This is a genomic window from Alteromonas sp. 5NS40-0096 (assembly GCF_057544385.1).
Window position 1 is genome coordinate 1,152,502 of record NZ_BAAJLQ010000001.1, and the last position, 24,365, is coordinate 1,176,866.

The 24,365-nt window shown below is 46.0% G+C and carries 22 protein-coding genes; 14 read left to right on the forward strand and 8 right to left on the reverse strand.

Annotation, left to right across the window (positions count from 1 at the left end; translation table 11 throughout):
- Positions 1-16: 16 nt before the first annotated feature.
- Positions 17-1,990: a beta-propeller domain-containing protein gene (locus AC27G9_RS05270; RefSeq protein ID WP_487071745.1), complete on the reverse strand. Its 1,974-nt coding sequence runs from the start codon at positions 1,988-1,990 to the stop codon at positions 17-19.
- A 172-nt stretch (positions 1,991-2,162) separates the two neighbouring features.
- On the opposite strand from AC27G9_RS05270, the gene AC27G9_RS05275 reads away from it, so the two are divergent.
- From AC27G9_RS05275 to AC27G9_RS05290, 4 genes are read left to right on the forward strand one after another with little or no spacing between them, the layout of a single operon-like run.
- Positions 2,163-3,041, forward strand: coding sequence for a MipA/OmpV family protein (locus tag AC27G9_RS05275; protein ID WP_487071747.1), 879 nt, complete (start codon positions 2,163-2,165; stop codon positions 3,039-3,041).
- An 8-nt stretch (positions 3,042-3,049) separates the two neighbouring features.
- Entirely contained in the window at positions 3,050-3,424 is a 375-nt protein-coding gene (locus tag AC27G9_RS05280) for a DUF3019 domain-containing protein (RefSeq protein ID WP_487071749.1), read from the forward strand.
- A complete protein-coding gene (locus AC27G9_RS05285) occupies positions 3,424-4,128 on the forward strand; it encodes a response regulator (RefSeq protein ID WP_487071751.1) in 705 nt (234 codons plus the stop codon). The genes AC27G9_RS05280 and AC27G9_RS05285 overlap by 1 nt, the downstream gene beginning before the upstream one ends.
- Entirely contained in the window at positions 4,125-5,348 is a 1,224-nt protein-coding gene (locus tag AC27G9_RS05290; protein WP_487071753.1) for an ATP-binding protein, read from the forward strand. Before AC27G9_RS05285 ends, AC27G9_RS05290 begins: the two co-directional genes overlap by 4 nt.
- Here AC27G9_RS05290 and AC27G9_RS05295 read toward each other — a convergent pair.
- Complete coding sequence (locus tag AC27G9_RS05295; RefSeq protein ID WP_487071755.1) at positions 5,345-6,079, reverse strand: methyltransferase domain-containing protein; 735 nt, start codon at positions 6,077-6,079, stop codon at positions 5,345-5,347. The two genes, AC27G9_RS05290 and AC27G9_RS05295, sit on opposite strands and share 4 nt — an antisense overlap.
- A gap of 85 nt (positions 6,080-6,164) precedes the next feature.
- Here AC27G9_RS05295 and gloB point away from each other — a divergent pair, with 85 nt between their 5' ends.
- The 4 genes from gloB to AC27G9_RS05315 all read left to right on the forward strand — a co-directional run bounded on the left by gloB (position 6,165) and on the right by AC27G9_RS05315 (position 12,938).
- Positions 6,165-6,956, forward strand: a complete 792-nt coding sequence (gloB, locus tag AC27G9_RS05300) for a hydroxyacylglutathione hydrolase (protein WP_487072065.1) — start codon at positions 6,165-6,167, stop codon at positions 6,954-6,956.
- 103 nt (positions 6,957-7,059) lie between these two features.
- Positions 7,060-8,709, forward strand: a complete 1,650-nt coding sequence (locus AC27G9_RS05305) for a lytic transglycosylase (protein WP_487071757.1) — start codon at positions 7,060-7,062, stop codon at positions 8,707-8,709.
- A 69-nt stretch (positions 8,710-8,778) separates the two neighbouring features.
- On the forward strand, positions 8,779-9,801 hold the full coding sequence (locus AC27G9_RS05310) for an ion transporter (protein ID WP_487071759.1): 1,023 nt from the start codon (positions 8,779-8,781) through the stop codon (positions 9,799-9,801).
- Positions 9,802-10,520: 719 nt separating this feature from the next.
- The gene (locus AC27G9_RS05315) at positions 10,521-12,938 is read left to right on the forward strand and encodes a TonB-dependent receptor (protein ID WP_487071761.1); all 2,418 of its coding nucleotides are present in this window, start codon (positions 10,521-10,523) and stop codon (positions 12,936-12,938) included.
- 175 nt (positions 12,939-13,113) lie between these two features.
- On the opposite strand, the gene cysS is transcribed toward AC27G9_RS05315, so the two are convergent.
- On the reverse strand, positions 13,114-14,490 hold the full coding sequence (gene cysS / locus AC27G9_RS05320; protein ID WP_487071763.1) for a cysteine--tRNA ligase: 1,377 nt from the start codon (positions 14,488-14,490) through the stop codon (positions 13,114-13,116).
- A gap of 137 nt (positions 14,491-14,627) precedes the next feature.
- On the opposite strand from cysS, the gene AC27G9_RS05325 reads away from it, so the two are divergent.
- The 4 genes from AC27G9_RS05325 to AC27G9_RS05340 all read left to right on the forward strand — a co-directional run bounded on the left by AC27G9_RS05325 (position 14,628) and on the right by AC27G9_RS05340 (position 18,473).
- Entirely contained in the window at positions 14,628-15,122 is a 495-nt protein-coding gene (locus AC27G9_RS05325) for a peptidylprolyl isomerase (protein WP_487071765.1), read from the forward strand.
- A 53-nt stretch (positions 15,123-15,175) separates the two neighbouring features.
- Positions 15,176-15,901, forward strand: coding sequence for a UDP-2,3-diacylglucosamine diphosphatase (lpxH, locus tag AC27G9_RS05330; RefSeq protein WP_487071767.1), 726 nt, complete (start codon positions 15,176-15,178; stop codon positions 15,899-15,901).
- A 152-nt stretch (positions 15,902-16,053) separates the two neighbouring features.
- On the forward strand, positions 16,054-16,680 hold the full coding sequence (locus AC27G9_RS05335; protein WP_487071769.1) for an OB-fold-containig protein: 627 nt from the start codon (positions 16,054-16,056) through the stop codon (positions 16,678-16,680).
- A gap of 20 nt (positions 16,681-16,700) precedes the next feature.
- On the forward strand, positions 16,701-18,473 hold the full coding sequence (locus AC27G9_RS05340; RefSeq protein ID WP_487071771.1) for a flotillin family protein: 1,773 nt from the start codon (positions 16,701-16,703) through the stop codon (positions 18,471-18,473).
- A gap of 303 nt (positions 18,474-18,776) precedes the next feature.
- Here the strand turns inward: AC27G9_RS05340 and AC27G9_RS05345 are convergent, their stop codons facing one another.
- Positions 18,777-19,115 (reverse strand): hypothetical protein, encoded by a 339-nt coding sequence (locus AC27G9_RS05345; RefSeq protein ID WP_487071773.1) that lies wholly within the window; start codon positions 19,113-19,115, stop codon positions 18,777-18,779.
- A 298-nt stretch (positions 19,116-19,413) separates the two neighbouring features.
- Between AC27G9_RS05345 and AC27G9_RS05350 the strand changes: the two genes are divergently transcribed.
- Positions 19,414-20,187: a peptidylprolyl isomerase gene (locus tag AC27G9_RS05350; RefSeq protein ID WP_487071775.1), complete on the forward strand. Its 774-nt coding sequence runs from the start codon at positions 19,414-19,416 to the stop codon at positions 20,185-20,187.
- Between the two features lie 77 nt (positions 20,188-20,264).
- Here AC27G9_RS05350 and AC27G9_RS05355 read toward each other — a convergent pair whose 3' ends face one another.
- From AC27G9_RS05355 to miaE, 4 genes are all read right to left on the reverse strand, one after another.
- Entirely contained in the window at positions 20,265-20,648 is a 384-nt protein-coding gene (locus AC27G9_RS05355; protein WP_487071777.1) for a biotin/lipoyl-containing protein, read from the reverse strand.
- Positions 20,649-20,668: 20 nt separating this feature from the next.
- Complete coding sequence (locus AC27G9_RS05360; protein WP_487071779.1) at positions 20,669-21,559, reverse strand: hypothetical protein; 891 nt, start codon at positions 21,557-21,559, stop codon at positions 20,669-20,671.
- Positions 21,560-21,623: 64 nt separating this feature from the next.
- Positions 21,624-22,547: a tetratricopeptide repeat protein gene (locus AC27G9_RS05365; RefSeq protein WP_487071781.1), complete on the reverse strand. Its 924-nt coding sequence runs from the start codon at positions 22,545-22,547 to the stop codon at positions 21,624-21,626.
- A gap of 83 nt (positions 22,548-22,630) precedes the next feature.
- Positions 22,631-23,392 carry a tRNA isopentenyl-2-thiomethyl-A-37 hydroxylase MiaE gene (gene miaE, locus AC27G9_RS05370; protein ID WP_487071783.1) on the reverse strand — a complete coding sequence of 254 codons (762 nt, stop codon included), beginning with the start codon at positions 23,390-23,392 and terminating at the stop codon, positions 22,631-22,633.
- Between the two features lie 188 nt (positions 23,393-23,580).
- Between miaE and AC27G9_RS05375 the strand changes: the two genes are divergently transcribed.
- Positions 23,581-24,309: a type 2 periplasmic-binding domain-containing protein gene (locus AC27G9_RS05375; RefSeq protein WP_487071785.1), complete on the forward strand. Its 729-nt coding sequence runs from the start codon at positions 23,581-23,583 to the stop codon at positions 24,307-24,309.
- The last annotated feature ends 56 nt before the right edge of the window (positions 24,310-24,365 follow it).

The window sequence follows — 24,365 nt, forward strand, 5'->3', positions numbered from 1 at the left end:
GTCATAGAGCTTCATTTTAATATGGCCCATCGATGGCAGCATCAGTTTGCCAAAGTGCGTGATACACGCGGTTGCCGCGCACAAAATACACGTGTTCACCATGGATTACACTGCGGTCTTCATATCCGCCAAAGTAATAGTCTTCTTCTCGAGGTGGTTCAATGGCGTCAACCAAATTCAGTGTTCTATCCGCTTCATTCACCTCTAACGTTTGTAAGTATTGGTTCACGCGCCAATCACTGCTTGTGTCTCCCCAAAACTCAGCGGGGAACGCAAAACGATACCCCTGCTCAGTTTTCAATACGGTTAACGCTCTGTGGTCAAATTCTGCTGGCGTGTAGGTTTGTGCCCACACGTGCTCTTGAATCGATAGCGGGTTTGCAGGGTCTCTAACATCAAACAAACTCACTTTCATACCTTCATTAACCGGTACAACTGTCAGCTGGCCGCCCGTTTGTGGTATTGCCTCAGTGTTGATTTGCTGGCCTATTCCCAACAATAGACCGTTATCCATTGGATGCAGGTAATTGGAAAAACCTGGGATCTCCAATTCACCTAAAATGGCTGGTGCTGTCACATCTGCAATATCGATAACATAAAGTGGGTCAATTTGCTCAAACGTCACCACATAGGCTTTGTCTTCAAAAAATCTTACCGCATAAACATCTTCACCCGGTTTGCCAATCGCTTGGGGCTGGGATTCATTGGGTAAGGTCGCCACGCTAACTAGCTCACCGCCTTGCTGAGCTAGCACATTTAGTTGGTGTACTGGATCTGAGGAAAATAGTGCTTGAGACGTAAGCGCTAACAAGTGCCCATCTTTTTCCGCCATTTTGAATTGAGCATGACTGCGCCAACTAAATCGTCCTGGGACACTGCCTGATGCTTCGTATTGTATCGATTCACCGAGAGAAAGTTTGTGAAACACAGTTTCTTCACCAATATTCGCATGCAGGTATACGTTCTGCTGTGACATAAACAAACCATGTGCCTCAGTTAACATGCAAACGGCCGATACATTAGCTGGGTTTGCTAAGTCTACTTCAACCATGGAGACCATTTGTGGATGGCCGTTTTCCGCGGTGACATTATCAGGTAGCAGACATTCGCTGAGTTGGAACAGATCACTTGTTTGGCCATTGATGGTAATTTGCGGTACCAGTTCACTCGCATCAACATCCAAAATGGCATTGTAAATATCGACCAAGCTCTGGTCTTCGCTTGTCACGGCCGGCAAATCGCTGACAAAAGGAACGTATTGCATAGCGATGTAGAGTTTGTCGCCAATTCGACGTGAACTGATTAAACCGCCGTCGATACGGATATCTGATACACGGTTAGGCGCTGAAGGCTGCGAAACATCAAACACGTTAACTACGGTATCATTGTCTACTTGGTGCCAAGGACTCGACGCCACCAAGGCATCTTCAAGTGCATAGTATTGATAAGAGTGGCTAACCACGCCCAGTGTCTCTGACGTTAAGTACATTCCCGCAATATTGAAGTCAGCTACAACTGGCATGGTGGCAACTTGTTCTAGCGTAAAATCCGCCTGTCGCTCCAATATGCGAATCTGTTTTGTATTTTCTTGCGCTTCTGTCCACACTGGCAAATCGGCAACAAACAAATAGTTGCCGTCGTATTCAATACGGTCTGCTTCATCAACACCGGAGACTTGTGTATTAGTGGTAGAAAAACTCTCGCCAAAAGTGGGGACTGGTGCACCAGCATCGGCACTGGCATCAGGAGTCACATAAAACGATTGGGTTTGCATCAAATAAACGCCATTTCTTACATAGCGGTCGGCGTCAAACTGAGTGGGTTTCACCAAAGGGGCATCCGAGACTTCGGTTAGTTTTAACGCTGGTGGCGCGGTGATTTCCGGCCCTGATGTTTCCTTGTCACTACTACAGGCTGTCACCAAACACGTGGTGAATATCGACAGCGCCAGGCCTTGCCAAAGTGCTTCTTTATGAAAGATAGCAGTCATGTTCCTTTTCCTTAGTGTTAATTTATTAAGCGAACCACCTCATACTAGAGCGATGCATTTCAACATTCAGATCCAAACTGCGTATAAATGTGACAATTTGTAATCAATAGCTGAGAACCCCCTCGGGGTTTGGTAATCTTGTAAGGTATGCGAGAGAAACCAAGGATTTACATTGTTTAGGTATTTGCTGTTACTGTTGGGTGTTGCCATCATGGTGGCCAACCCTGCTAGTGCTTGCGACAGCGGTGAAAACTGCATAGAAGAAAATGCGTGGCAATTCGGCGTTGCCATCGGTGTTGGAGCAAGAACTAACCCATTGGTCGACGGTGATACCATCCCATTAGTATTGCTGCCAGATATTGCGTGGTACGGTGAAAGTGCCTACTTCGACAATGGGGAATTAGGTTACCAATGGCAGGTATCTGAAGCGGTTAGTACCGAACTGTACATTGCACCGAATCTAGAGAAAGCGTTTTTTACCTTTTGGCATCCAGCAAACATATTGGTTACGCCAACGTCGGCTCTTAGCTCACCCGACGCCCCGAGTATCCCGGGAAGCGGAGATAACAATGGCGAGGGTATAGAACCTCGTGAAATTTCCATAGACGATATCGACGACAGAGATTGGTCGGCGGATATTGGTTTTCGAACCACGTGGCGGCACAACCAACAGTCAGTTGCACTAACATTGGCAAATGATGCCTTGGGTGTGCACAACGGCTATCAGGTAACACTGGCGTATCAGTATGGTTGGTTGATTGATGATGTCACGATCAGTGCCACTGCATCACTGGCCTACAAAAGTGCTTCGCTAGTGGATTATTACTATGGTATTGATGCGGCCGACACGCCAGATAACGAACTGTGGTATCGAGCCTCGCAGTCTTGGCAACCCAGTATAGGCGTCCGTTTTAGCGCGCCATTGAACGCCGATTGGACGTTGCTAGGCCGATTCCAGTACACGGCACTAGACAGTGCAATGAAAGACAGCCCTCTCGTCTCAGAAAGCCATGTTATTACGGCGTTCTTTGGCGTTGGCTACCGGTTTTAGGGGGGCAAATGAAATACCTATTGCTACTCCCTATTCTGTGTTGTTTTTATACTGTGTGCGCGGCGCAAACGCCAAACCAATTTAACGTTACCCCAAGCCAATGCGTTGCATCTGAACAAGGCGAGCTATGCCAGTTAACGGTATCGCTACACTATCCAAAACTGGCGAACAAAGAGTATTGCCTGAAGCTGGACGAGGAAAGCCAAGGTTGCTGGCACAAATCTGAATTACCCCTGTCTATGAACATTTCAATCATCGAACCCACTTCATTAACACTCTCTGACAAACAAGGAGATTTTTCTGTTTCCGTTATGCTGAATATCAAGTATCGCAACGCTGGCAATTTGCGCCGTCGCGTTCGCAACCCATGGAGTGTTTTCTGATGAAGGAACTGATTCTTGTAGAAGACGACCAACGCTTGTCTGAACTGGTAAGCCAGTATCTAGAAAATAATGAATTTAGGGTTACCCGACTCGCCGACGGCCAAGGTTTGATTGAAAAGGTCAGAAACTCACAGCCAGACGTTGTTATTCTTGACGTTATGCTACCCGGTGAAGATGGTTTCGCACTGTGTAAACAATTACGCCAATTTTATGCTGGCCCCTTGCTGTTTATGACGGCAAAAAATGAGAATTTTGATCAAGTCATTGGTTTGGAAATTGGCGCTGATGATTACGTGGTAAAACCCGTTGAGCCCCGAGTTTTACTCGCTCGCATCAATGCCTTGTTGAGGCGTGTCGGCCACAGCAATGCCAAAACTAATAGCGGCCAATTGCTGACTTTTGGTCAACTCACCATCGACAAATCGTCGAGACGGGTCAAACTCAGTGGCGAAGACGTTGGGTTAACCAGCCACGAGTTCGACATGCTGTGCTTACTGGCAGACAACGCGTCTAGTGTGGTAGAACGGACTCGGCTGTACAAAGAGCTCATTGGCCGCGAATATGATGGTCTGGACCGCTCTGCTGACGTCCGCGTGTCCCGCTTGCGCAAGAAACTCAAAGACGATCCACAAAACCCCTATCGCATTAAGACCATATGGGGTAAAGGCTTTTTCTTCGTCGCTGACGCATGGGGCGAGAAATGACTCGATTGTTTGTGAGCTTCTATCTGTTTATCGCCATTTCCTTGGTACTCATCAGCAGTACACTTGAGCTTTTATGGCCGAATGAATCGATAGTCCCAACGCAAGAATCGGTCATGCTGGAAAATCTCCTTCCCTACCTCGCAGGAAATAGTGAAAACTTGGTACAAGGCCTTGAAGACAGCGGTATTCCTTACCAGTTTCAGCCCCTGTCTTCCGTGGCTTGGTCAGCGGATGAGCTAGCGGCGTTTGACGCTAAACACATCGTCACTTTATTTGACGAAAAAGCAAAGTACCTTTACGTGCCAGTAGATAACGACCAGGTCCTCGTTCTAACACTTGTTGAACCGCTGCAATCCCGCTCTGATTTGTTAGTGTATCTGGGGGCGTCGCTGCTTCTGCTGGGGCTGTTGTTGGCAGCATGGCTTTGGCCATTGTGGCGAGATTTGTCCTACCTCACTCGCAAAGTGAGTAGCTTAGATCAAGATTCGTCGAGCTATCAAATCGCACTGAAAAAACGCTCTGTTATGCAGCCCATCGCGAACAAACTCAATCTACTCAGTGAGCGAGTCCATAGTTTATTACGAGACCAAAGAGAGCTCACAGGGGCGGTTGCTCACGAATTTCGTACGCCAATTGCCAGATTGAAGTTTGCTCTGGAAATGCACCCAGAACCCAATAGTCAGGCATGGCGAGGCATTCAAGCGGACTTAGATGAGTTGGAAAGTCTAGTGCAAGAAATGCTCGATTACACGCAATACGATGCCATGACCCCTGAGCTAAACATAGCCGATATTCCGCTCAAAGAATTGTGTTGGGGAGTATCTCAACGGCTTGGGCAGACCACAGAAAAAACCATTGACGTTACGGGCAGCGACATTGTCATGAAAGGTGACGGTCACTTTATCGAACGCGCCGTATCTAACTTACTAACCAATGCCATCAGGCACGCTCATAGTCGTATCGCGGTGGTTGTTGAATCACATGACGACCAAGTGTGCATTCACGTCAACGACGACGGCCCGGGTGTCGACGCTAGCCAAGCTAAACGCATATTCGACCCTTTCTTTCGACCCGACAACAGCCGAGTGCGCTACGCCGGTGGTGCCGGATTAGGTCTTGCCATTGTTCAGCGCATTCAGTTGTGGCACCAAGGTGATGCGCAAGTCAATAGAAGCACTGAACTTGGTGGCGCACGCTTTACACTTAGTTATCCAAGCTAACTCGGGATTTGTCGCGCACTGGCACCAACAGCCGAAAATCGGGGTTTCATTTTCCATTTCGGCTTCACCAGTGTCATGGGGAATTCTCGCTTTCTCGCCAAAATGACATACATCGAACCAGTCCAAGGTAAATAGGTGTTCACCCATTTAGACTGGCGCATCACCGATTTCTCTGAGCTAAAAAACAGGGTAGATGGCAACAAATATTGTTGTTCAACGATTTCAAAACCCAGCAGATGCAACCAGTCTTTAATTCGAGCGACACTGAAGAAACGCGCTTCTTTTAATGGACTACTCGGTTTAAACGGCGAATATTTGACGAGCCCGGCCAGGCTCAATGGGTTAAAGCCGGTAATAATGACGTAACCAGAGCCCGTAATTGTACGGTCGACTTCCCGCAGGACTTGGTGCGGATCTTGTGCAAAATCCAATTCGTTCGCTAGCAAAAATCCGTCTATGGCATTTTCTTGAAACGGCAAAGAATGTGAGTGTCCCATGACATGACTACCAGAAATCGCCGTTTGGGTGTAATGAATCTGTTGGCGAATTTGGCATTTTGGCAGTGCTATTTGCGAACTCAAATTACCCAATTTGACAAAATAATAGCCGAAGATTCGCTGGCTAAATTCATCACAGACTTGGCTTAGGGCCTTTTGCATCGCCTCGCCCACGGGTAATTCGTCCCATTCGAATGGGTAAGTAGGGGTATCTTGACGAAACGCCGAACGCATCAAATGCTCTGATTCCTTGAGTTGCAGACACAGTCACAAGTTTTTATAGTATCGGATATTGTTAGATTCACAAAATGGTGTTGCTTTGGCTGCCAACTCGCTTCCGGAAAATGTCTCCATTACACCGATCCCCGCTTTCACCGATAATTACATATGGTGCATACACAACCAAGACTATGCGGTAGTGGTTGACCCTGGTGATGCCAACCCTGTTATCGAATATTGCCAACGTCATCAGTTAACCTTGATTGGAATCCTAATCACCCATCATCATCACGACCACACTGGTGGTATCCTTTCACTACACAGCGCTTATGGTGATATTCCGGTAATTGGGCCTGTCAATGACAAGATTAAAGGCCTGACCAAACAAGTGAAGGAAGGCGCGGTCGTTAGCTTCCCTCGCCTCTCAGTTAATTTCAGCGTTTTCGAAGTGCCAGGGCACACGCTTGATCACATTGCTTTTGTTGGTCATGGCGGTGTGTTTTGTGGCGACACGCTTTTCTCGGCAGGCTGTGGACGGATGTTTGAAGGGACACCAAAACAATTTACTCGGTCTTTGACAAAACTTTCTCGACTGGCTGACACCACTAAAGTGTATTGCACACATGAATATACGTTGGCAAATGTTACCTTTGCTCGCCATCTTGATGTCGACAATAACGACTTGGCTGAGTACCAAGTGTGGGCGCAGACACAACGGGAGCAGAATTTACCCACACTACCCACGACAATTGAGACGCAAAAAGCCATTAACCCGTTTTTGCGTTGCCACGTGCCTGCCCTGCATGCCGTGCTAGAAAAGAAAGCCGAACAAACGCTGCCCGATGCCGTAGCGGTTTTTGCTCAGATGAGACGTTGGAAAGACGAGTTTTAATGCATTTTTCCGAGCGAGATCGTAATATGTCGGTTTACGAGCCGTCATTGAAAAATCAACAACCTTGTTGTGACTAACTAAAACGAAAAATAGAGGCATGTTGATGTCATACAAATACAGCGCATTATTGCGTGCTCCCCTCGCCTTTGCCGCGATACTTTCAGTCACTGGGTGTCAGCTAACCCAAGTCGAGCCAGAAATTGTTGAGACGCAGAATCAACCAAATTGTGATCCAATGGGCTTTGGCCACGTCACCTGTGAAGACGTTGACGCGGGTGTCATTCCGGTTATTCATCCTGATGAAGATGTGACCGTTGACTTGACGCCAGACGAACCCATTGCCGTCGAAATCACCAACGTTTGGGACCGAGTTAGCCAACAGTTAGCATTTGATATTCCAGATAATCAACGTTTGAATGCCCAGCGCAACTGGTATTTAAAACATCCATCGTATATGGCGAGAGTGTCAAAACGCGCTTCGCCATTTTTGTATTACATTGTCGATGAAATCGAAAAGCGCGACATGCCACTAGAACTGGCACTGTTGCCTATCGTTGAAAGTGCATTTGACCCGTTTGCCTATTCACATGGCCGCGCTGCTGGGATGTGGCAATTTGTCCCCGGTACCGCTAAACGCTTCGGTATGAAGCAGAATTGGTGGTATGACGGTCGCAGAGACGTCATTGCATCCACTCAAGGCGCACTGGATTATCTCGAATACCTATTGAAATACTTTGATGGTGATTGGTTACATGCACTGGCTGCCTACAACAGTGGTGAAGGCAGAGTTCGCAAAGCGATTAGAAAAAATGCCAAAGCCGGTAAGCCGACAGACTTTTGGTCTCTGAGTTTACCAAAAGAAACTCGAGCCTACGTGCCCAAACTGCTCGCGCTAGCTGATATTTTAAAAAAGCACGACGAATATGATTTTAGCTGGCCTGAAGTCGAAAACGCCCCCGTAATCACTGTGGTGGATACGGAATCTCAAATTGATCTCGCCTACGCCGCGACCCTAGCCGATATGACATTACGGGAACTTCACGCGCTAAACCCAGGTTACAATAAGTGGGCAACGGATCCTGATGGCCCTCACCGCCTTGTACTACCCATAACGAAAGCGGAATTGTTTTCTACCGAATTGGCGAAAGTCGACCGCAAAGATAGGCTTAATTGGACGCGTCACAAAATAAAATCGGGTGACAGCTTACTCAAACTGGCAAAGCAGTACCACACGACCGTTGATATCATCAAGCGAGTGAATGACCAAGCCAACAACATGATTCGCGTTGGTGACTACTTGATGATTCCAGTTGCCTTAAAACAGCTCGACGAATATACGTTGTCTGATGACCAAAGACTCGCCTCTACTCAGAGTAAAAAGCGTGGTGCCTACAAAATCAACCACACGGTTAAGCGCGGCGATACCTTTTGGGATTTAAGCCGTGAGTATAACGTTGGCATGCGAGAGCTAGCCAAGTGGAATGGCATGGCGCCGACTGATCCTCTTATACCTGGCAAATCGCTCGTCGTTTGGCAAAAGCAAGCGTCAACCAATCAAAGCCAAGACGCGATTATGCGCTCACTGACTTACACGGTTAGACGCGGTGACTCAATTGCCAGAATTGCCAGCAAATTCAATGTTCGTAGTAGCGACATTACAAAATGGAACAATTTAAATCCCAAGAAATATTTACAACCGGGACAAAAACTCAAACTATATGTAGATGTGACGCGCACCAAAAACGTCGGCTAACGTCGACGCGCCAATCTAGGCAACTATTTTGGTAGTGGTATTACTTTCATCAGGGAGCCGTTGAACACAATGCTACGTATTAATAGAGAGAACCTTCGAACAAGTCATGAAGGACCATGGCTTGTCGTTGACTTGGTCATGTTGGGCGTTCTCGCGTTCAATCTGGCTTGGCTATTGTTTGACGGACTTTACGAAACGGCCGCGATTCACGCTTTGCTCGCTGACTGGTTTCCCCACTTCACTCAGCAATACGATGTAATCCATCACAATTTCATTTTTGTCGATTTGGCGTTTATTGGTATTTTCTTAACCGAATTTTGTGTTCGGTGGTTTGTGTCTATTCGCAAAAAAGAACACATGCGTTGGTATTTCTACCCTTTCATACATTGGTACGACATCGTCGGAATGATTCCATTGGGGGCGACACGCCTATTTCGCTTCTTACGCGTCGTCTCAATATTGTATCGGCTGCACAAGTTTAAGATCATCGACTTAAACCAAACTGCCCTCTTTCGTTTCATCGCGTTTTACTATGACGTTATTGTCGAAGAGCTGAGTGATCGCATCGTAGTAAAAGTATTGTCTGACGCTCAAAAAGATATCGCTGCCGGCTCCCCTTTGATAGATGATGTAGTCAATCATGTACTAGCACCGAGGCGTGTGATTGTTACCCAATGGGCTGCGGGCATGTTAAACCACCTGGGCCAATCCATTCACGATAGCGAACACGGTGAAATTGTCAGAAAACACGTAAGGGCAAGTATTGGCAAAGCGGTACGAGAAAACGCTGAGGTCTCGACCATTTCTCTGATCCCAATACTAGGCAGTACCATCGAAACGACGCTTGAAAATGCCGTCACCGATATCGTCAATGCCTCTTTGGTCAATCTACTGTCTGATATCAGCGCTGATGACATTGACACCTTTATCCGCTCTGGGCTAAATGATTTTGACCAAGCAGAGAAAGCATTGGATGAAGAAATGCTACTGGTAGTCAATGAATGCTTGGAGCTAATAAAGCACCACGTATCGCAGCAACGCTGGAAAGCAGAACTACAAGAAAGAGACAGCAATTCCGCGCCTGACGTTTAGCGCGCATAATTGGTATTCACGGTTACGCTACGCCATCTTCGCCAGATTTATACGGCGGCTTTACATACGTTCTTACTACCGACTGTGGGTGCCACCGCAAAACAAACCATCACACTAACATGGGTATTTTCAACCTTCTGCTGTTGATTCTGTTCGTACATAAGAAAAACACAATAACTTCACGAACAAGACTTCGAAGTAAAATGACTTCGAAGTCTATCGATTTTTACGTTTTGGTGATCACTGATTTTTGGTTAAAAAAAAGCCGGACACGGCTTTCCATCAGCCTTAAAAAATCACTTACCTTATCGTCGATGTGATACCTAAAAAATTAACAATTGAACGTAAAACACTTGAATCCAAGCAAAAGACAAAATAAAAATATCGTTTAAAATCATAAAATTAAAAATATATTCTTTTATAATGTTAACAATAGAAATCGTATCGACAGCGGAGGTTATGGTCGCGATAAAGCGCGAAAAAGCCTAGAATATTGCGTAGTTTAGTAGGAAACATTCACGATATGGTTGAGTGATTCAACAGCCTCACAATCGAAGACGTTACAGGTCTGTTACAAAATTGTGTCTTGACTTGTTTTGACTTCGAAGTCTATTATGGAAATCGAATAATAAAAATACAATTAAAATTGTCTAAAATCGAAGAGTGGAAACTGTCAGTAATGGCGTTTTTGCATAACAACAAGCAAGGGAAAATATCCTATGAACCTGATAAATAGACCGAAGTCGCTTTTGTACACCGCTATCTTTAGCGCTTTGTTTGCGCAATCGGCCGTTGCACAAGAAGCAGCAACGGGTGACAAAGACCAACCCGAAAAAGAAAGCGGCTTGGAAGTAATCGAAGTCACGGCTCAAAAACGCGTACAGTCTTTGCAATCTGTCGGTATCTCCGTTACCGCACTAAATCAAGACGCGCTAGAAAGAGCGGGTATCGAAGATATCAGCCGTATCGAGCTAGTCACACCGGGCGTATCTTTTGGTTTTATCGGCTCTGACGCCAAAATTGCTATTCGTGGTGCGAACTCAAACAACACCTTCGCCGACAACTCGTCAATCGCTGGTTTCTTCGCTGATGGCGTCTATCGCCCTCGTGCTTCTCAGCAATCTCAAGCCTTCTTCGATGTCGGTAGAATTGAAATATTGAAAGGCCCGCAAGGTACGCTTTATGGCCGTAATACGTTTGCAGGCGCAGTAAACCTCACAACAAATGTTGCTAGCCTGGATGGCTTCGATATGGGTGTGAAGTTAGGTTATTCTCGATTCAATGCTCAGCGTACCGAAAGTTTCATTAACCAGCCACTTACCGAAGACTTAGCCGTTCGTGTTGCGGTACAAACACTTCGCAGTGATGGTTACATCGACAATATTGGCCCTGCTGGTGACTTAGGCCAAGATGACAACTTCAATTACCGTATCAGCAGTTACTGGGAACCTTCAGAAGACTTTAACGCCACCGTCCGTTTCACGTCGATTAACCAAAAAGGTACCACGCCGGGTATTTTCGCGGCCGAAGGTCTAGGTGCACCTGTAGACGAAAACGGCGTCACCGATGTACGTGGTAATTTTGTTGACTTTGGCAACCCTGCCCCAGGTTCTGCGGGTACTGATTCGGCGTTCGATCGTCCCAATACCGTTTCTTATGACGTAGAAAACAAACGCGACAACCAAGAAAACAACCTGACGTTAGAGCTGAACTGGGATCTAGACGCAGTAACCGTTAAGTCGATTTCATCTTACACTGACTTTAGTAGTGCATTGGACTTCGACGGTGATTTCAGCCCGAATCCAGGCTATGCCTACTACTGGGATGAAGAAGTTGAGTCTGTTACACAAGAGCTCCAAGTGTCTTCTAACACTGACAGTGATTTCTTCTGGACTGCTGGTGCTTACTATTCAAAAGACGAAATCGGGTTTGGTTTCTCTCAGCTACGAACCCAAAGCAATGCCGCTTTTGGCACGTTTACCGACGCTCAAGGTCGTGAGTTCACCTTGTTCAACGGTACCGAACTTCTAGACCCATTTGGCCGAGGCAACTTTAGTGATTACGCCGACTTCCAAGAAGTTGACGTTACGACTCTCGGTATTTTCTTCCAAAGTGAATACGCGATTACAGACCAGTTAACGCTAATCACGGGTATTCGTTACAACGAAGAAGAAAAAGAGACAAACACTTTCTTCGGTACGAGTAGAGATGCTGACGGCGCTAACTTGCCAGGCGTAACAAACTTCGGGTTAAACGGTCGTCCACGTGGGTTATACAACTACACTATTGCGCCAGACCGCTCGGGTGAAGAAACGTTTGATATCGTGACTTGGAAAGTTGGCTTTAACTACCAGTTGAACAAAGATTCACTGCTTTATGGTACGGGTTCGACTGGATTCTTGTCAGGTGGCCTTAACTCAAACGGCAGCTCGTTTGATCAGCAAGAATCAGAAGCGTGGGAAATCGGTATGAAAAACCGTTTCCTCGATAACTCGTTGCAAGTCAACTTTGCATTCTATAAAAACGAGTTCACTGACTTAGTGACACAGCGTTTGATCTTCCCTGACTCAGGCACCGCGGTAACGGTAAGTGAAAATGCGGGCTCTGTTGATGTAGTTGGTTTTGAAGCTGACGTTAACTGGCTTGCAACTGACAACTTATACGTCACTGCAGCTCTGTCATTGATGGATGCCGAATACGACACATTTGGCGTGAGAAACCCGTTCCAGTTGAATGGTGGCGTACCTTCTGGTGAAGTCAACAATGGCTTGATCGAACTGGGTGGAACGACTCCACCGTGGTCACCAGATGTAACCCTGAGCTTAGGCGCAGGCTATGTATTCGAACTTTCAGGTGGCAGTACGTTAACGCCTTACCTACAGTTCTACTATTCGGATGAATACAACACAGACGATGTGTCTATCTATTCAACCCAAATTCAAGACGCTTATACTAAGACCGATCTTCGTTTGACTTGGACTTCTGAAGACGAACTACTGTCTTTTGAAGCCTTCGTTGAAAACATCGAAGATGAGGATGTACTTGCCCGTACCAACGTAGGTGGTAATGGTCTGGTTCAAGGTAGTTACCTGTTCCCTCGTAACTACGGTGTAAGAATGTCTTACCAGTTCCAGTAATGGAAACCAACCTGTGAGTTAACAGGATTTCAAACTTCTCCCTTAACGTTCAAAGCCCCAGACGCAAGTCCGGGGCTTTTTTTATGCCTTAGAGCGCCCCATTGTTTGCCGTGTTCAATAGCGACGGGCACAAAAAAGGCCGCGCGTTGCGGCCTCTTAGCATCGATAACACAAACTAGCTTCTACGCCATGTGGTGCCATTAGGGCCATCTTCCAGCACAATGCCCATTGCACTGATTGCATCGCGAGCTTCATCAGCTGCGGCCCAGTCTTTCGCGGCACGGGCGTCATTGCGCTTTTTAATCAAGGCTTCGATTTGCGCAGCATCATCATCGTTGCCACCTTGCAGATACGTCTCAGCATCATTTTGTAAGATACCTAAAATGCCACCTAGCCCTTTCAAAACAAACGCAAGTTTAGCCGCAGTGTCGGCATCGTCTTTGCTCTTATTGAGCTCTTTAGCAATATCAAACAATACGGAATACGCTTCTGGCACATTCAAATCATCATTCATTGCCGATTCGAATCTGGCCAAATAGCCACCAAACGCCAAGTCGCCCTCGTTGGGTACAACTACGCCGCGCAACGACGTGTAAAGCCTTTCCAAAGCAGCTTTCGCTTGGTCAATGTTATCTTGCGAATAACTCAATTGGCTGCGGTAATGCGCTGACATTAAGAAAAAGCGCAGTATTTCTGCATCGTGCTCTTTGAGTACATCGCGCAACGTAAAGAAGTTACCAAGAGACTTGGACATCTTCTCATCGTTTACCTGTACCATCCCCGTGTGCATCCACGTATTCACATACGGCGTGTCATAAGCGCAGCACGATTGAGCGACTTCGTTTTCATGGTGCGGAAAGGTCAAATCAGAACCGCCGCCGTGAATATCGAAGTGTGACCCTAAATGCTTTTTGTTCATCGCTGAACACTCGATGTGCCAGCCTGGGCGGCCATTGCCCCAGGGAGATTCCCAAAATGGTTCACCTGGTTTTACCGTTTTCCACAAGACAAAATCCAATGGGTCGTCTTTATCTTCGCCTACGTCTACTCGTGCGCCCGCTTGAAGCTGTTCGAGGTTTTGCTTACTCAACTTGCCGTACTCGTCGTACTTGCTGACGTCAAACAATACATCGCCACTTTTCGCTTGATACGCATAGCCTTTGTCCACAAGAATTTGAATCAACTCTATGATTTCATTCATGTGAGTCGTCACGCGAGGTTCTACATCTGGTTCGAGCAGATTAATTGCCGCAAAGTCTTCATGCATCATGGCAATGGTGCGTGCGGTTAATTCGTCGGTTGTTTCATTGTTTTCGTTCGCACGCTTGATAATTTTGTCATCGACATCGGTGATGTTTCGCACATAATTTACGTCGTAACCTAGGTGTCTTAGGTAGCGAACCAGCACATCGAAGCTCAAGTAGGTACGAGCGTGGCCCATGTGACTGAGGTCATAGACAGTGATACCACACACATACAAGCCCACCTTACCTTCTTGGAGCGGAACAAAACGCGCTTTTTCTCGGGTACGGGTGTTGTATAGGTGTAACATGTATCAAATATCCTTAGTCTTCATGATTTTCAGGCGCGCAGTTTAGCACTGTCAGATGGCGATAGGCAAAAGTTTACAACTGCGCGAAATACGCTAACATTAGCGCCACTATCGACTTCAACCAAAAGGTATATTGAATGGTTACGTTAAAAACCAATTTCGGCGACATCACGCTAGAACTTTTCGCAGACAAGGCTCCAAAAACTGTTGAGAATTTCTTGTCTTACGTAAACGACGGTTTTTATGCAGACACAATCTTTCACCGCGTAATCAATGGCTTCATGATTCAAGGCGGCGGTTTCACTGCAGACATGGACCAAAAAGACACGAAAGCGCCAATCGAAAACGAAGCGAACAATGGCGTAGCAAACGAGATGGGGACCATCGCGATGGCGCGTACTAACGATCCTCATTCCGCTACTTGCCAGTTCTTCATCAACGTCGGTAATAACGACTTCCTAAACCATACTAGTGAGTCAATGAACGGCTGGGGTTACTGTGTATTCGGTAAGGTTACAGACGGTATGGATGTGGTTGAAAAAATCAAGACGGTGAAAACGGGTAATTACGGTTATCACCAAGACGTGCCTGTAGAGGCCGTTGTTATCGAATCTGCTGTTGTAAGCGAATAATGTTGTTGACGTGTCTCTCCTGTGGCGAGACACGTATCTCCTGAAGTAGTCACATGCCTGTTACCTATTTTATTGCTGATTTGCATTTAAGTGCAGACCGTACCGATATTACCCAGTGTTTAATGACGTTTCTCGAACAACAAGCGCCAAAAGCGGACGCCTTGTATGTTCTGGGCGACTTATTTGAGGTATGGATTGGCGATGACGACGTAACGCCGTTCAGTGAATCCATCGCAGAAGCGTTTAAAACGCTCAGCCAGCACGTGCCAATTTACTTTATTCACGGCAATCGTGATTTTGCGATAAGAGAAGGTTGGGCTAACAAAGCAGGCATGACCATTCTCAAAGAGCAAACCATCATTGATTTGTACGGCACCCCTACCCTAATCACTCATGGAGATGAGTTGTGTACTCGGGATGTGGCCTATCAAAAATTCCGCAAAAAATCGCGAAGTTGGTGGTGGCCCAGAATGATGTTGGCGTTACCCTTGTCTTGGCGCAGAGAAATCGCCCGTAAAGGCCGCATTGAGAGCAAAGAAAATCAAAAACACCTGAAACCAGAAATCATGGATGTGACGCCTGAAGAGGTGGTACAGGTTATGGAAAAGCACGCCGTCATCCAGCTTATTCATGGCCATACTCACCGTCCAAATATTCACTCGCTAAAAGTGAATGGCAACACAGCCCAGCGCATTGTTCTGGGCGATTGGTATGATCAAGGCAGTATTTTGGAAGTCTGCCCCAACAGCATTAACCTCACCCATCACGCGTTTGCCTAAAATACCTGTAAATCACGTAGTCCGTTTGTCATAAAAACGCAGTGTAAAACTCGTAACCTGTACACAAGAACAGACTAATGTCTTGAAATCTGGCCAATTGTCACCATATTACTGTATATTGTGTTCGCGGTTTAACATCAAGGAAGGTGGGTATGGCATCATTTTTTCTCGCTGAAAGTAACTTTTGGTTTAACGTCGCCGTAGGCATTGTATTGGCTTTATTCTTACTTGAAGTGGCCAGTATGCTCTTTGGTATCAGTGTTTTAGGCATGCTCGATACTGATGCAGACGTGGACGTTGACGCAGATTTAGACTCAGGTGGCATTTCTTCAGTATTGAGCTGGCTGAGTATCGATAAACTCCCTACCATGGTCTGGTTAACCCTTTTGCTCGTCTCTTTTGGCGTGTTGGGGTACATCACCAATTTTGTGTTCGTGAAAAGCACAGGTAGCTTCGCACCGGCAATAATCAGTCTCCCCGTTGCAGCAATTGTTGGCTTAATCGTCACAGGCCGCACGGGTGGCATCATCGCACGTATGATGCCTAAAAACGAATCCAGTGCAGTAACGACAGATGAGTTTGTCGGCAACGTTGCACAAATCACCCTTGGCAAAGCAGTAGTTGGCTCGCCTGCGGAAGCCAAATTTATCGACCAACACAACCAACCTCATTACCTCATGGTAGAGCCAATGGAAGGGACAGACTCCTTCGTGCAAGGCGACCAGGTTGTCCTGGTTCAAAAAACATCGAGTGGCTGGCTAGCCACCCGCTATCAGTAGTACAAAAAGGATACATAATCATGGAACAATCAATTAATCCAGATAGCTTGTTTTCGATACTCATTATTGTCGGCGCTTGCGTTGTCGGCTTCATGTTTATCGGATTTACGTTCGCCAAGCTCTACACCCGAGCAACGAAAGAAATTGCTTTCGTACGAACCGGTTTAGGTGGCGAAAAAGTCATTAAGGATGGCGGTGCATTGGTATTGCCCGTGGTCCACGAGATCATTCCAGTGAATATGAATACACTGCGTATAGAAGTAGAGAAGGTGCAAAAAGACGCACTTATCACTAAAGACCGTATGCGTGTTGACGTAAAAGCTGACTTCTATTTACGCGTTGCACCAAACGTAAATGGCATTTCCATGGCCGCACAAACATTGGGTACAAGAACAACTCGTGTTGAAGAAGTGAAAAAGCTGATGGAATCCAAGTTCGTTGACGTATTGCGCGCTGTCGCCGCTGAAATGTCGATGACAGAGATGCATGAACAACGCGCTGACTTTGTGCAAAAAGTACAACAGAGCGTAGCCAATGATCTCGAGAAGAATGGTTTGGAACTCGAATCGGTGAGCTTGACAGGATTTGACCAAACGGATTTGCAATTTTTCAATGAAAACAACGCGTTTGACGCCGAAGGTCGTGCAAGACTGGCTAAAATCATCGAAGAAAAACGCAAAGAAACTAACGATATTCAACAAGAAAACCGCGTTAAAATTGAACAGCGTAACCTCGAAGCCGAGAAGCAATCACTGGATATTAAGCGCGATGAAGAAGAAGCTCGCTTAACGCAAGAACAAACCTTGGCATTCAAACGCCAAGAGCAAAAAGCCGAGATTGCTAAACAGCGCGAACACAAAGAACGTGAAGAGCGAGAGGCAGAAATTGCCAAAGAGCGTGCGGTAGAAGCGGCAGAAATTGAGAAGTCTCGCGAAATTGAAACCCAAGAGATTGCAAAACGCAACGCACTTGAACAAGCCCGCATCCAGCAGCAGCAAGAAGTGGAAGTAGCTGAGCAGGTTAAGCAAATTGCCGTTGCCGCGAAATCTGAAGAAGAGTCTGCCGCACGAGCAAAAGCCGCGGAAGCGGAAAAACAACGTGTTGAAAAGGAAGAGGCCGTTATTACAGCACGACGTGTTGCCGAAGCGAATCGTCTTAAGGACATTGAAGTCATCGACGCGAAGAAAGAAGCGGAACGAGCTGCGGTTGGGATAAAAGTCCAAGCGGAAGCGAAGAAAGAAGCGGCAGAAAACGCAGCGGAAGCCATCTTAACAGAAGCAACTGCCAACGCCGATGCGAAGAAGCTTCAGGCGGAAGCTGACGAAAAAGTATTTGCTGTTGAAGCTGCCGGTAAAAAAGCCCTCTTTGACGCTGAAAACACGTTGAAATCAGAACAAATTGAACTGCAAAAATCTCTGGCCATTCTTAAAGTGTTGCCTGAAATCGTGGCCAATGCGGTGAAACCGCTTGAAAATATTGAAGGTATTAAAATTCTTCAAGGTTACGGTGCTCAAGGTGCAGGCGGTGTGGGCAGTGAACACGCCACTATTAGCAATGGCGGTATTGCAGAGCAAGTCACTAGCGCTGCGCTAAATTATCGCGCGAATGCGCCTGTGGTAGATGCAATGTTGCGCGAGCTCGGCTTAGTCGACGCACAAGCAGGCACCTTAAATGATTTGCTAAATGGTAATAACACCATTACGCAAGAAGCCAGTGAGATCATCAAAAGTACCAATATGAACGGCAGCACTGTCGTTCAAGCGGACGGTGAACAAGCAACACCAGAAGCCTAAACCGGTAACGTGAGAAAAAGGCGAGTGAATTACTCGCCTTTTTTGTGCCCAAGATTGGAGGGAGGTCAAATATGAAAAAGTATTCAAGCCGATAAGTTTCCTATTACCTCAAGGATTTAAACTCATAGCCCCTCTACTAGATTTATCTGATATTCATTTTGAACGAACCTGTTTGAGATACTCAAATTTTGGTAACTAGCCCGACGAATAGCGGGAGCGAGAGTACGATAACAATGTATTTGAATTGATTTTGATACAGAAGTCACAGCGTTCAATTGTTAACGTATGCAGACAGCAGTTTGCTTAACTCTGTTGTAAGATAAACCTATGTATTTTAGTGGCGTCTCTTCCTGAGGCCTTGCGAACTGGGTTTTCAGTATTAGAAAGGTCGTAGCAATGAACAATTACTTTCGCTCTACTGTGAAGAGCACTGATGGCTATTGAATACAATCGGTCTTGCTTTTCTCCTGGCGGAATGTAACACATAGTGCCATTTGAGAACCTTACAAAGCTGTCTCCACCGTATTTATCTTCATACGCCCAAACTTGATCAACAGTGACATTTGAATTTTCAATCCATGCAAAACTATTTGCCATGTAAAATACAGTTAGCGTAAAAGTGACAATCCCTTTTAGTCTCATTTTTATTCCTTATTTCTATTTAGTCTCAGTATGAAAATATTATCTAGCTATCAACATCATACAAGACTCTTGCGTTGAAAAATCAATATTTCTTCCTGTTCAATTGCTAGTTCCAATAAGCTAGGTTCTCTAAATACTAGGATTGGTACTTGCTTGTGTCATGTCAGTGATACTTGCGTGACACATTAGCGATAAAAAAATGAGAAGTTCGATTACAAATTGAAACGTTTCTTGCTGTTAAATTTTGATATATTGATGGTTTTCTGGGTTTATCTAAGAACTACAATAGGAAGCAGTAATGTTAAAACCGTTATCGATGGCTTGTTTGCTTGGCGGCGCAATAGTGTCGGCTCAATTGGCTGCAACAGAAGTGGAAATCCGCACGAATATTGGCACGTTCAACGTCAATCTGTTTGATGAACAAACGCCTATCACGGTGCAAAACTTTCTGGAATACGTCAATTCTGGTTCATATGCCAATACGATAGTCCATCGCTCTGAACCGGGTTTTGTTGTTCAATCTGGTGGTTTTACTTTTTCCGAAAGTGCAGGATTTGGCGAAGTGACAACCGGCATGCCGATTCTCAATGAACCAGTGCTTTCGAATGTGCGCGGTACTATTTCTATGGCCAAACTCGGCTCAAGTGTAAACAGTGCTACCAGCCAATGGTTTATTAACCTCGACAACAACAGTGCCAACTTAGATGTGCAAAACGGTGGATTTACCGTATTTGGTCAGGTTATTGGCGATGGCATGGACGTGGTTGATGCCATGGCCGATTTGCCTCGTTTTACATCAGGCGGTTTCTCGTCGCTCCCATTACAAAACTACACGGCTACCGATGCGACAAATGGCGTTGCGCTACAAGATAGTAACCTAGTGTTGATCGAAGACATTGTCATTGTTGATGATGCGACATCGACGAACCCAGACATCACTCCCTTACCCAATACGTTGATTGGTCAAACACCTGACGAACCGGCACCTGTTACCGGATCTTCTGGTGGTGGTAGTCTCGGTTTTCTACTAGCGCCGCTGGCTTTACTTGCCGGTTTCAGGCGTTTCAGATAGCACAAAAACCCTTTGGTGCAGGTTTGAAGTATGCTTCATACCTGCACTCATTCCCTACCTCATAAGCCAATCTCTGTTTACAGCAAAACAAACAACGCCAATATGGCAAACACCAGCAATACCGGAATTATCAGCGTCGAAACGTTGCTTTGGGGCTGGTCAACCTCATCTGACACCGTGCTGTGAATATTGGCTTCAGTTTGTGGCGGGAGAGTGTCGGTAATATCAACTAACTGGCAAACTCGCTGCTGTGGTAGCAACTCCTGACCCAACGTCACTTCAACCCCCTGTATGGTGCCGTCATAAGGGGCAACGACTTCCAAGACAACCTTGTCAGTTTCAATGTCCAACAGTATTTGATCGGCAACAACGCGTTCACCTTCTGAAACGTATATGCGCGACACGGTCGCACTGAGATTAGATTCGGGTAACTCAGGGGTACAGATATCCATCATTTGCATGCTCACTTCCTTATTGGTTTTTACTTGTTATCCTTTTCTAGCGAAATCCAGAACGGTGCATATTTGGCTGTAGAGTATCCCTTTGGCACAACGGGATTATCGATAGCAATGATCGTATCTTCTCGATATTGTGAGAGTGGAAAAGCGCGGCGCGTTAATGGGTGTTGCCGCATGAAGGTATCAAGCTCGCCAGAGGCTTGGAGTAAAAACAAGCCTTTCTCAATGGCCCCTGCCAATTCAGTGTTGTCCTTATTTGTAAAGAAGAACACCGCAAAAGGGTACTGAATCACTAGTGATTGCAAGCCGATAAGATCTGGGTACTGCTTACTTCGCTCAATGAGTTCTCGTTCAAAATCATGCAAACTTCGTGGGAAAAAGTCACAACGCCCAGCGCTCAACATACCGAACAGCGCTTCGTATTGAGGGCTAGTCGCCACGCGTATCCCAGCATTTTGTAAAATGGCAGTATCAGGCCAATCGTGCCCCTGACATGCCATTTTCTTTTGCAATTGCGCTAAGTTATCTATCGACTCAAACTCAGAGTAGTTGCCGCGACGAATGAGTAATTTTCTGAGGCCAATCATCCCTTTGGTAGTCGGTATCGGAATCGCTGCGAGTCTCGACTCCTTGTCCGCATCCGTCCCCATCCAAAATACATCAATAATACGGTCTTTTTCTAATGCCAATGCCGCACGACTTTCGGTCATGGGTACACTCGCTTCAATGTTAGAAAAGGGATATTTTGCTTTGTCCAGCGCGAGTGTCAGCAACTCTAGATGGTAATCATGAGAAATGTCCATGTCCGACCGCTTGGTTGGAACGATGAGAGGATCATGGGCGAATGCCGAAAACGCCACAGTGGAGATCGCGAGCCCTACAACAAAGGAGGCTAACCGAATAAAAAAGCTCATAGACTCTACTCTATTGCACAACGTCACTTATGTACAAGAAAAATTCCAACAACCTGCTAATCGGTCACATCACTTGTGAGTGAAGTTTGTCGTACAACGACTGATGGGCGGAGTTAAGTGTTTTTGTTTCAAGGGATTGTATAATGACTCTCGCTTGCTCAACCTGCCCTAGGGCGATATAACTCTCTGCCATTCGCATTTCCAAATATTGTCTGCCAAAAGCATCCAATCCTTGAGAAACCGCATCATAAGCGTATCGAGCCTGTTGAAAATAGCCCAGCGCATCTTCGTGCCGGTTTAATTGTTGGTGAATTCTCGCGGCATTAGACAATAAGACTGGCCTAACTGGTGAAGGCTGTATCACGTCTTTGGTATCGAGTGCTTGTAAATAAAAGTCTCTGGCCTTTTGAAAATCATTCACAAAAAAATAAGTGTGGCCCACTGCCGTATAAATTTCCGCCTGAAATTCTGGCCTCGTTAAGGTTTTCCCTCTCTCGATAGACCAATTCGATAGTGCTAATGCCCTATCATGATCGCCCATGTAGTTAGCGAGATTGATTAACTCAGCACAATGCTTTGGATGAGGCGCAATCAAGTTGTTCATCAGAAGTAGCTCTGTGGCATCCTTGGCAAAAGCATCACCTCGCTCTTTGTCTCCATCCGTAAAAAGCATTTTGGCATGCAGGGTATAAACGGTCGCTTTAAAAAACGGCGGTGCAGTATCGAGCGCAGCGAGGGCCGCTAGCTCCTCTCGGTCCATATTAAACTTTTGATTCACCCACTTTGCAGAAAGTGCTAGATAAGTCAGTCGATACCATCTAGTGGAATAAGGCTCTGTGTTCTCTTTTTCTTTTTCAGCAGCAAGAATACACGCTTCGGGGAGCGCTTCGCAGGCATCGATAGAAGACAACACATCGGATTGAGCAGTAACGTCAGCAGGGAGGCTTAGGCAAAACATAGCGCCAATTAGCAACAACCAGTTTTTCATTTCACCTCCATTCACTCGGCCACATCTGCGCTAAGCCTAACACAAATGTTGCCGCAACTTGCATGTAGAAACCGTAAATGCGACTAAACGCTTATCGGCTTGCCACTGTGAAAGCGAAACTCAGTATCATCTGAATCTATCAAACTCGCTTCAATATCGCCAAAATAAGCGATTCGGGCGCTAATATCTTCTCCAGCAACCTGTTGAGCAAGCGTCAAATAATCTTGGTAGTGACGGGCTTCACTGCGCAATAAGGATACGTAAAACTTGTCGATATCGGGGTCGAGATGAGGGGCGAGCTTAGCGAAACGTTCACACGAGCGAGCCTCGATATAGGCGCCACAAATCAGTGTATCGATTAGTTTTGCGGGTTCGTGCGTGCGCACGTGTTTCATCAACCCTCTGGCATAGCGCCCAGCTCTGAGTGTTTGATAAGGCACGTTACGTGATTCCATGATTTCTAACACTTGCTGAAAATGGTGCAACTCTTCTTTGATCAACAATACCATTTTGTCGACTAGATCATCGCCAAAAGCATGCTCACCATTGGATTGAATAACCTTTTTCAAGCCATTGTGCATACCTGCGAAGTTGCCATCGCCCTTCTGGCGATATACAAAGTCTTCATAGGGTTGTAACCATTCGAGTAGTCGTTCGCCGTTTTCTTTATCAACAGCGTACTTGCGGATCAACAGCATAGCGGTTTGTGCTGCTTTAAGCTCGCAGTTGCAATGATCGATCAAAAGAATCGGCAGATTTTCTTCCCGCGTCGCGAATGCAATCCATTGATCTGGGGTTTCACATTGTAAAAACTGCTTTATCGGGGCAAGTAACTCTTCGGACATTACGCTTTTTCGTCAATCAATATTGCGCGGAATTCTATCTGAATGCCCTCCTGGCTGCCAGCAATGACAAGAAATTAATCATGGTATTTATCAGAACATTGCTATGCTTAACCTATCCGACAACTAAAATGACTTGGTTGCCAATTGCTTACTTAATCAGGATAGTTTGCAGGATCAGAGGAATATCAATGCGGTACTTGTTTTGCCTTTGCTTATTCATTCACAATTTAGCCCTAGCAGACACAAATGATGAAGACACGCTGGTACTCGCCCTAACAATGATCAAAGGCGTGATGGAACCGCGGACTGACAACGTTCCGTACAATCGGTTTCTCACCTATTTGTCAGAGCGTTCAGGTATACAACTTAAACGTGGTTATTACCCCAGTGGCCGCTCAAACTTTTTACTCGAAACCGGTAAAATCGACTGTATATTTCCTATTGCCGAAGGGGCGTATCGGCGGGATATAAAAACGATTTATTCCACACCGGTGAACCAAGTCACCACGCATTTATTCAGTTTTACTAACGTACCATTTCCCGGGCTCGAGGCAGTCCGTGGTAAAACCGTTGTTTACCAACGCGGGTATTTGTTTGGAAACCTAGTAAAATCTAGTCAAGTTGAGGTTGATTTTGTCCCTGTCATCAATCCTAAGGCGGCACTTGAACTGCTCAAAAAAGAACGCGCTGTCGCCTACATGGAATACTTACCCGATTTGCGTTTTAGTCTCGATGAAAAGTACTTTTCACAACTGAGTTATGCCAAAGACTCACCGATTAAACGTTCTTTTGATGTGTTCGAGTGTCGTTCAACTGAACAGGTTGCCAAAGCATTAGGACAAATAAATCAGATCGTTTTAGATGCCAGGGCGTCGGGTGAACTCAAGGCAATTCTTGGCAAATATTACAACCTGTAATACCTGTTGTTATGAGCGCTGCCGCTGAGTTCTGCTCTCGCGGGATCGCCGTTGAT

What these genes read in the sequence shown, in the direction of transcription:
- AC27G9_RS05360 (WP_487071779.1), bottom strand. Translation starts at nt 21,559, where the DNA reads ATGAGCTTTTTTATTCGGTTAGCCTCCTTTGTTGTAGGGCTCGCGATC.
- cysS (WP_487071763.1), bottom strand. Translation starts at nt 14,490, where the DNA reads ATGTTACACCTATACAACACCCGTACCCGAGAAAAAGCGCGTTTTGTT.
- AC27G9_RS05350 (WP_487071775.1), top strand. Translation starts at nt 19,414, where the DNA reads ATGTTAAAACCGTTATCGATGGCTTGTTTGCTTGGCGGCGCAATAGTG.
- AC27G9_RS05310 (WP_487071759.1), top strand. Translation starts at nt 8,779, where the DNA reads ATGCTACGTATTAATAGAGAGAACCTTCGAACAAGTCATGAAGGACCA.
- AC27G9_RS05345 (WP_487071773.1), bottom strand. Translation starts at nt 19,115, where the DNA reads ATGAGACTAAAAGGGATTGTCACTTTTACGCTAACTGTATTTTACATG.
- AC27G9_RS05290 (WP_487071753.1), top strand. Translation starts at nt 4,125, where the DNA reads ATGACTCGATTGTTTGTGAGCTTCTATCTGTTTATCGCCATTTCCTTG.
- AC27G9_RS05365 (WP_487071781.1), bottom strand. Translation starts at nt 22,547, where the DNA reads ATGAAAAACTGGTTGTTGCTAATTGGCGCTATGTTTTGCCTAAGCCTC.
- AC27G9_RS05340 (WP_487071771.1), top strand. Translation starts at nt 16,701, where the DNA reads ATGGAACAATCAATTAATCCAGATAGCTTGTTTTCGATACTCATTATT.
- AC27G9_RS05355 (WP_487071777.1), bottom strand. Translation starts at nt 20,648, where the DNA reads ATGCAAATGATGGATATCTGTACCCCTGAGTTACCCGAATCTAATCTC.
- AC27G9_RS05280 (WP_487071749.1), top strand. Translation starts at nt 3,050, where the DNA reads ATGAAATACCTATTGCTACTCCCTATTCTGTGTTGTTTTTATACTGTG.
- AC27G9_RS05270 (WP_487071745.1), bottom strand. Translation starts at nt 1,990, where the DNA reads ATGACTGCTATCTTTCATAAAGAAGCACTTTGGCAAGGCCTGGCGCTG.
- AC27G9_RS05295 (WP_487071755.1), bottom strand. Translation starts at nt 6,079, where the DNA reads ATGCGTTCGGCGTTTCGTCAAGATACCCCTACTTACCCATTCGAATGG.
- lpxH (WP_487071767.1), top strand. Translation starts at nt 15,176, where the DNA reads ATGCCTGTTACCTATTTTATTGCTGATTTGCATTTAAGTGCAGACCGT.
- AC27G9_RS05375 (WP_487071785.1), top strand. Translation starts at nt 23,581, where the DNA reads ATGCGGTACTTGTTTTGCCTTTGCTTATTCATTCACAATTTAGCCCTA.
- AC27G9_RS05305 (WP_487071757.1), top strand. Translation starts at nt 7,060, where the DNA reads ATGTCATACAAATACAGCGCATTATTGCGTGCTCCCCTCGCCTTTGCC.
- AC27G9_RS05325 (WP_487071765.1), top strand. Translation starts at nt 14,628, where the DNA reads ATGGTTACGTTAAAAACCAATTTCGGCGACATCACGCTAGAACTTTTC.
- miaE (WP_487071783.1), bottom strand. Translation starts at nt 23,392, where the DNA reads ATGTCCGAAGAGTTACTTGCCCCGATAAAGCAGTTTTTACAATGTGAA.
- AC27G9_RS05315 (WP_487071761.1), top strand. Translation starts at nt 10,521, where the DNA reads ATGAACCTGATAAATAGACCGAAGTCGCTTTTGTACACCGCTATCTTT.
- AC27G9_RS05285 (WP_487071751.1), top strand. Translation starts at nt 3,424, where the DNA reads ATGAAGGAACTGATTCTTGTAGAAGACGACCAACGCTTGTCTGAACTG.
- AC27G9_RS05335 (WP_487071769.1), top strand. Translation starts at nt 16,054, where the DNA reads ATGGCATCATTTTTTCTCGCTGAAAGTAACTTTTGGTTTAACGTCGCC.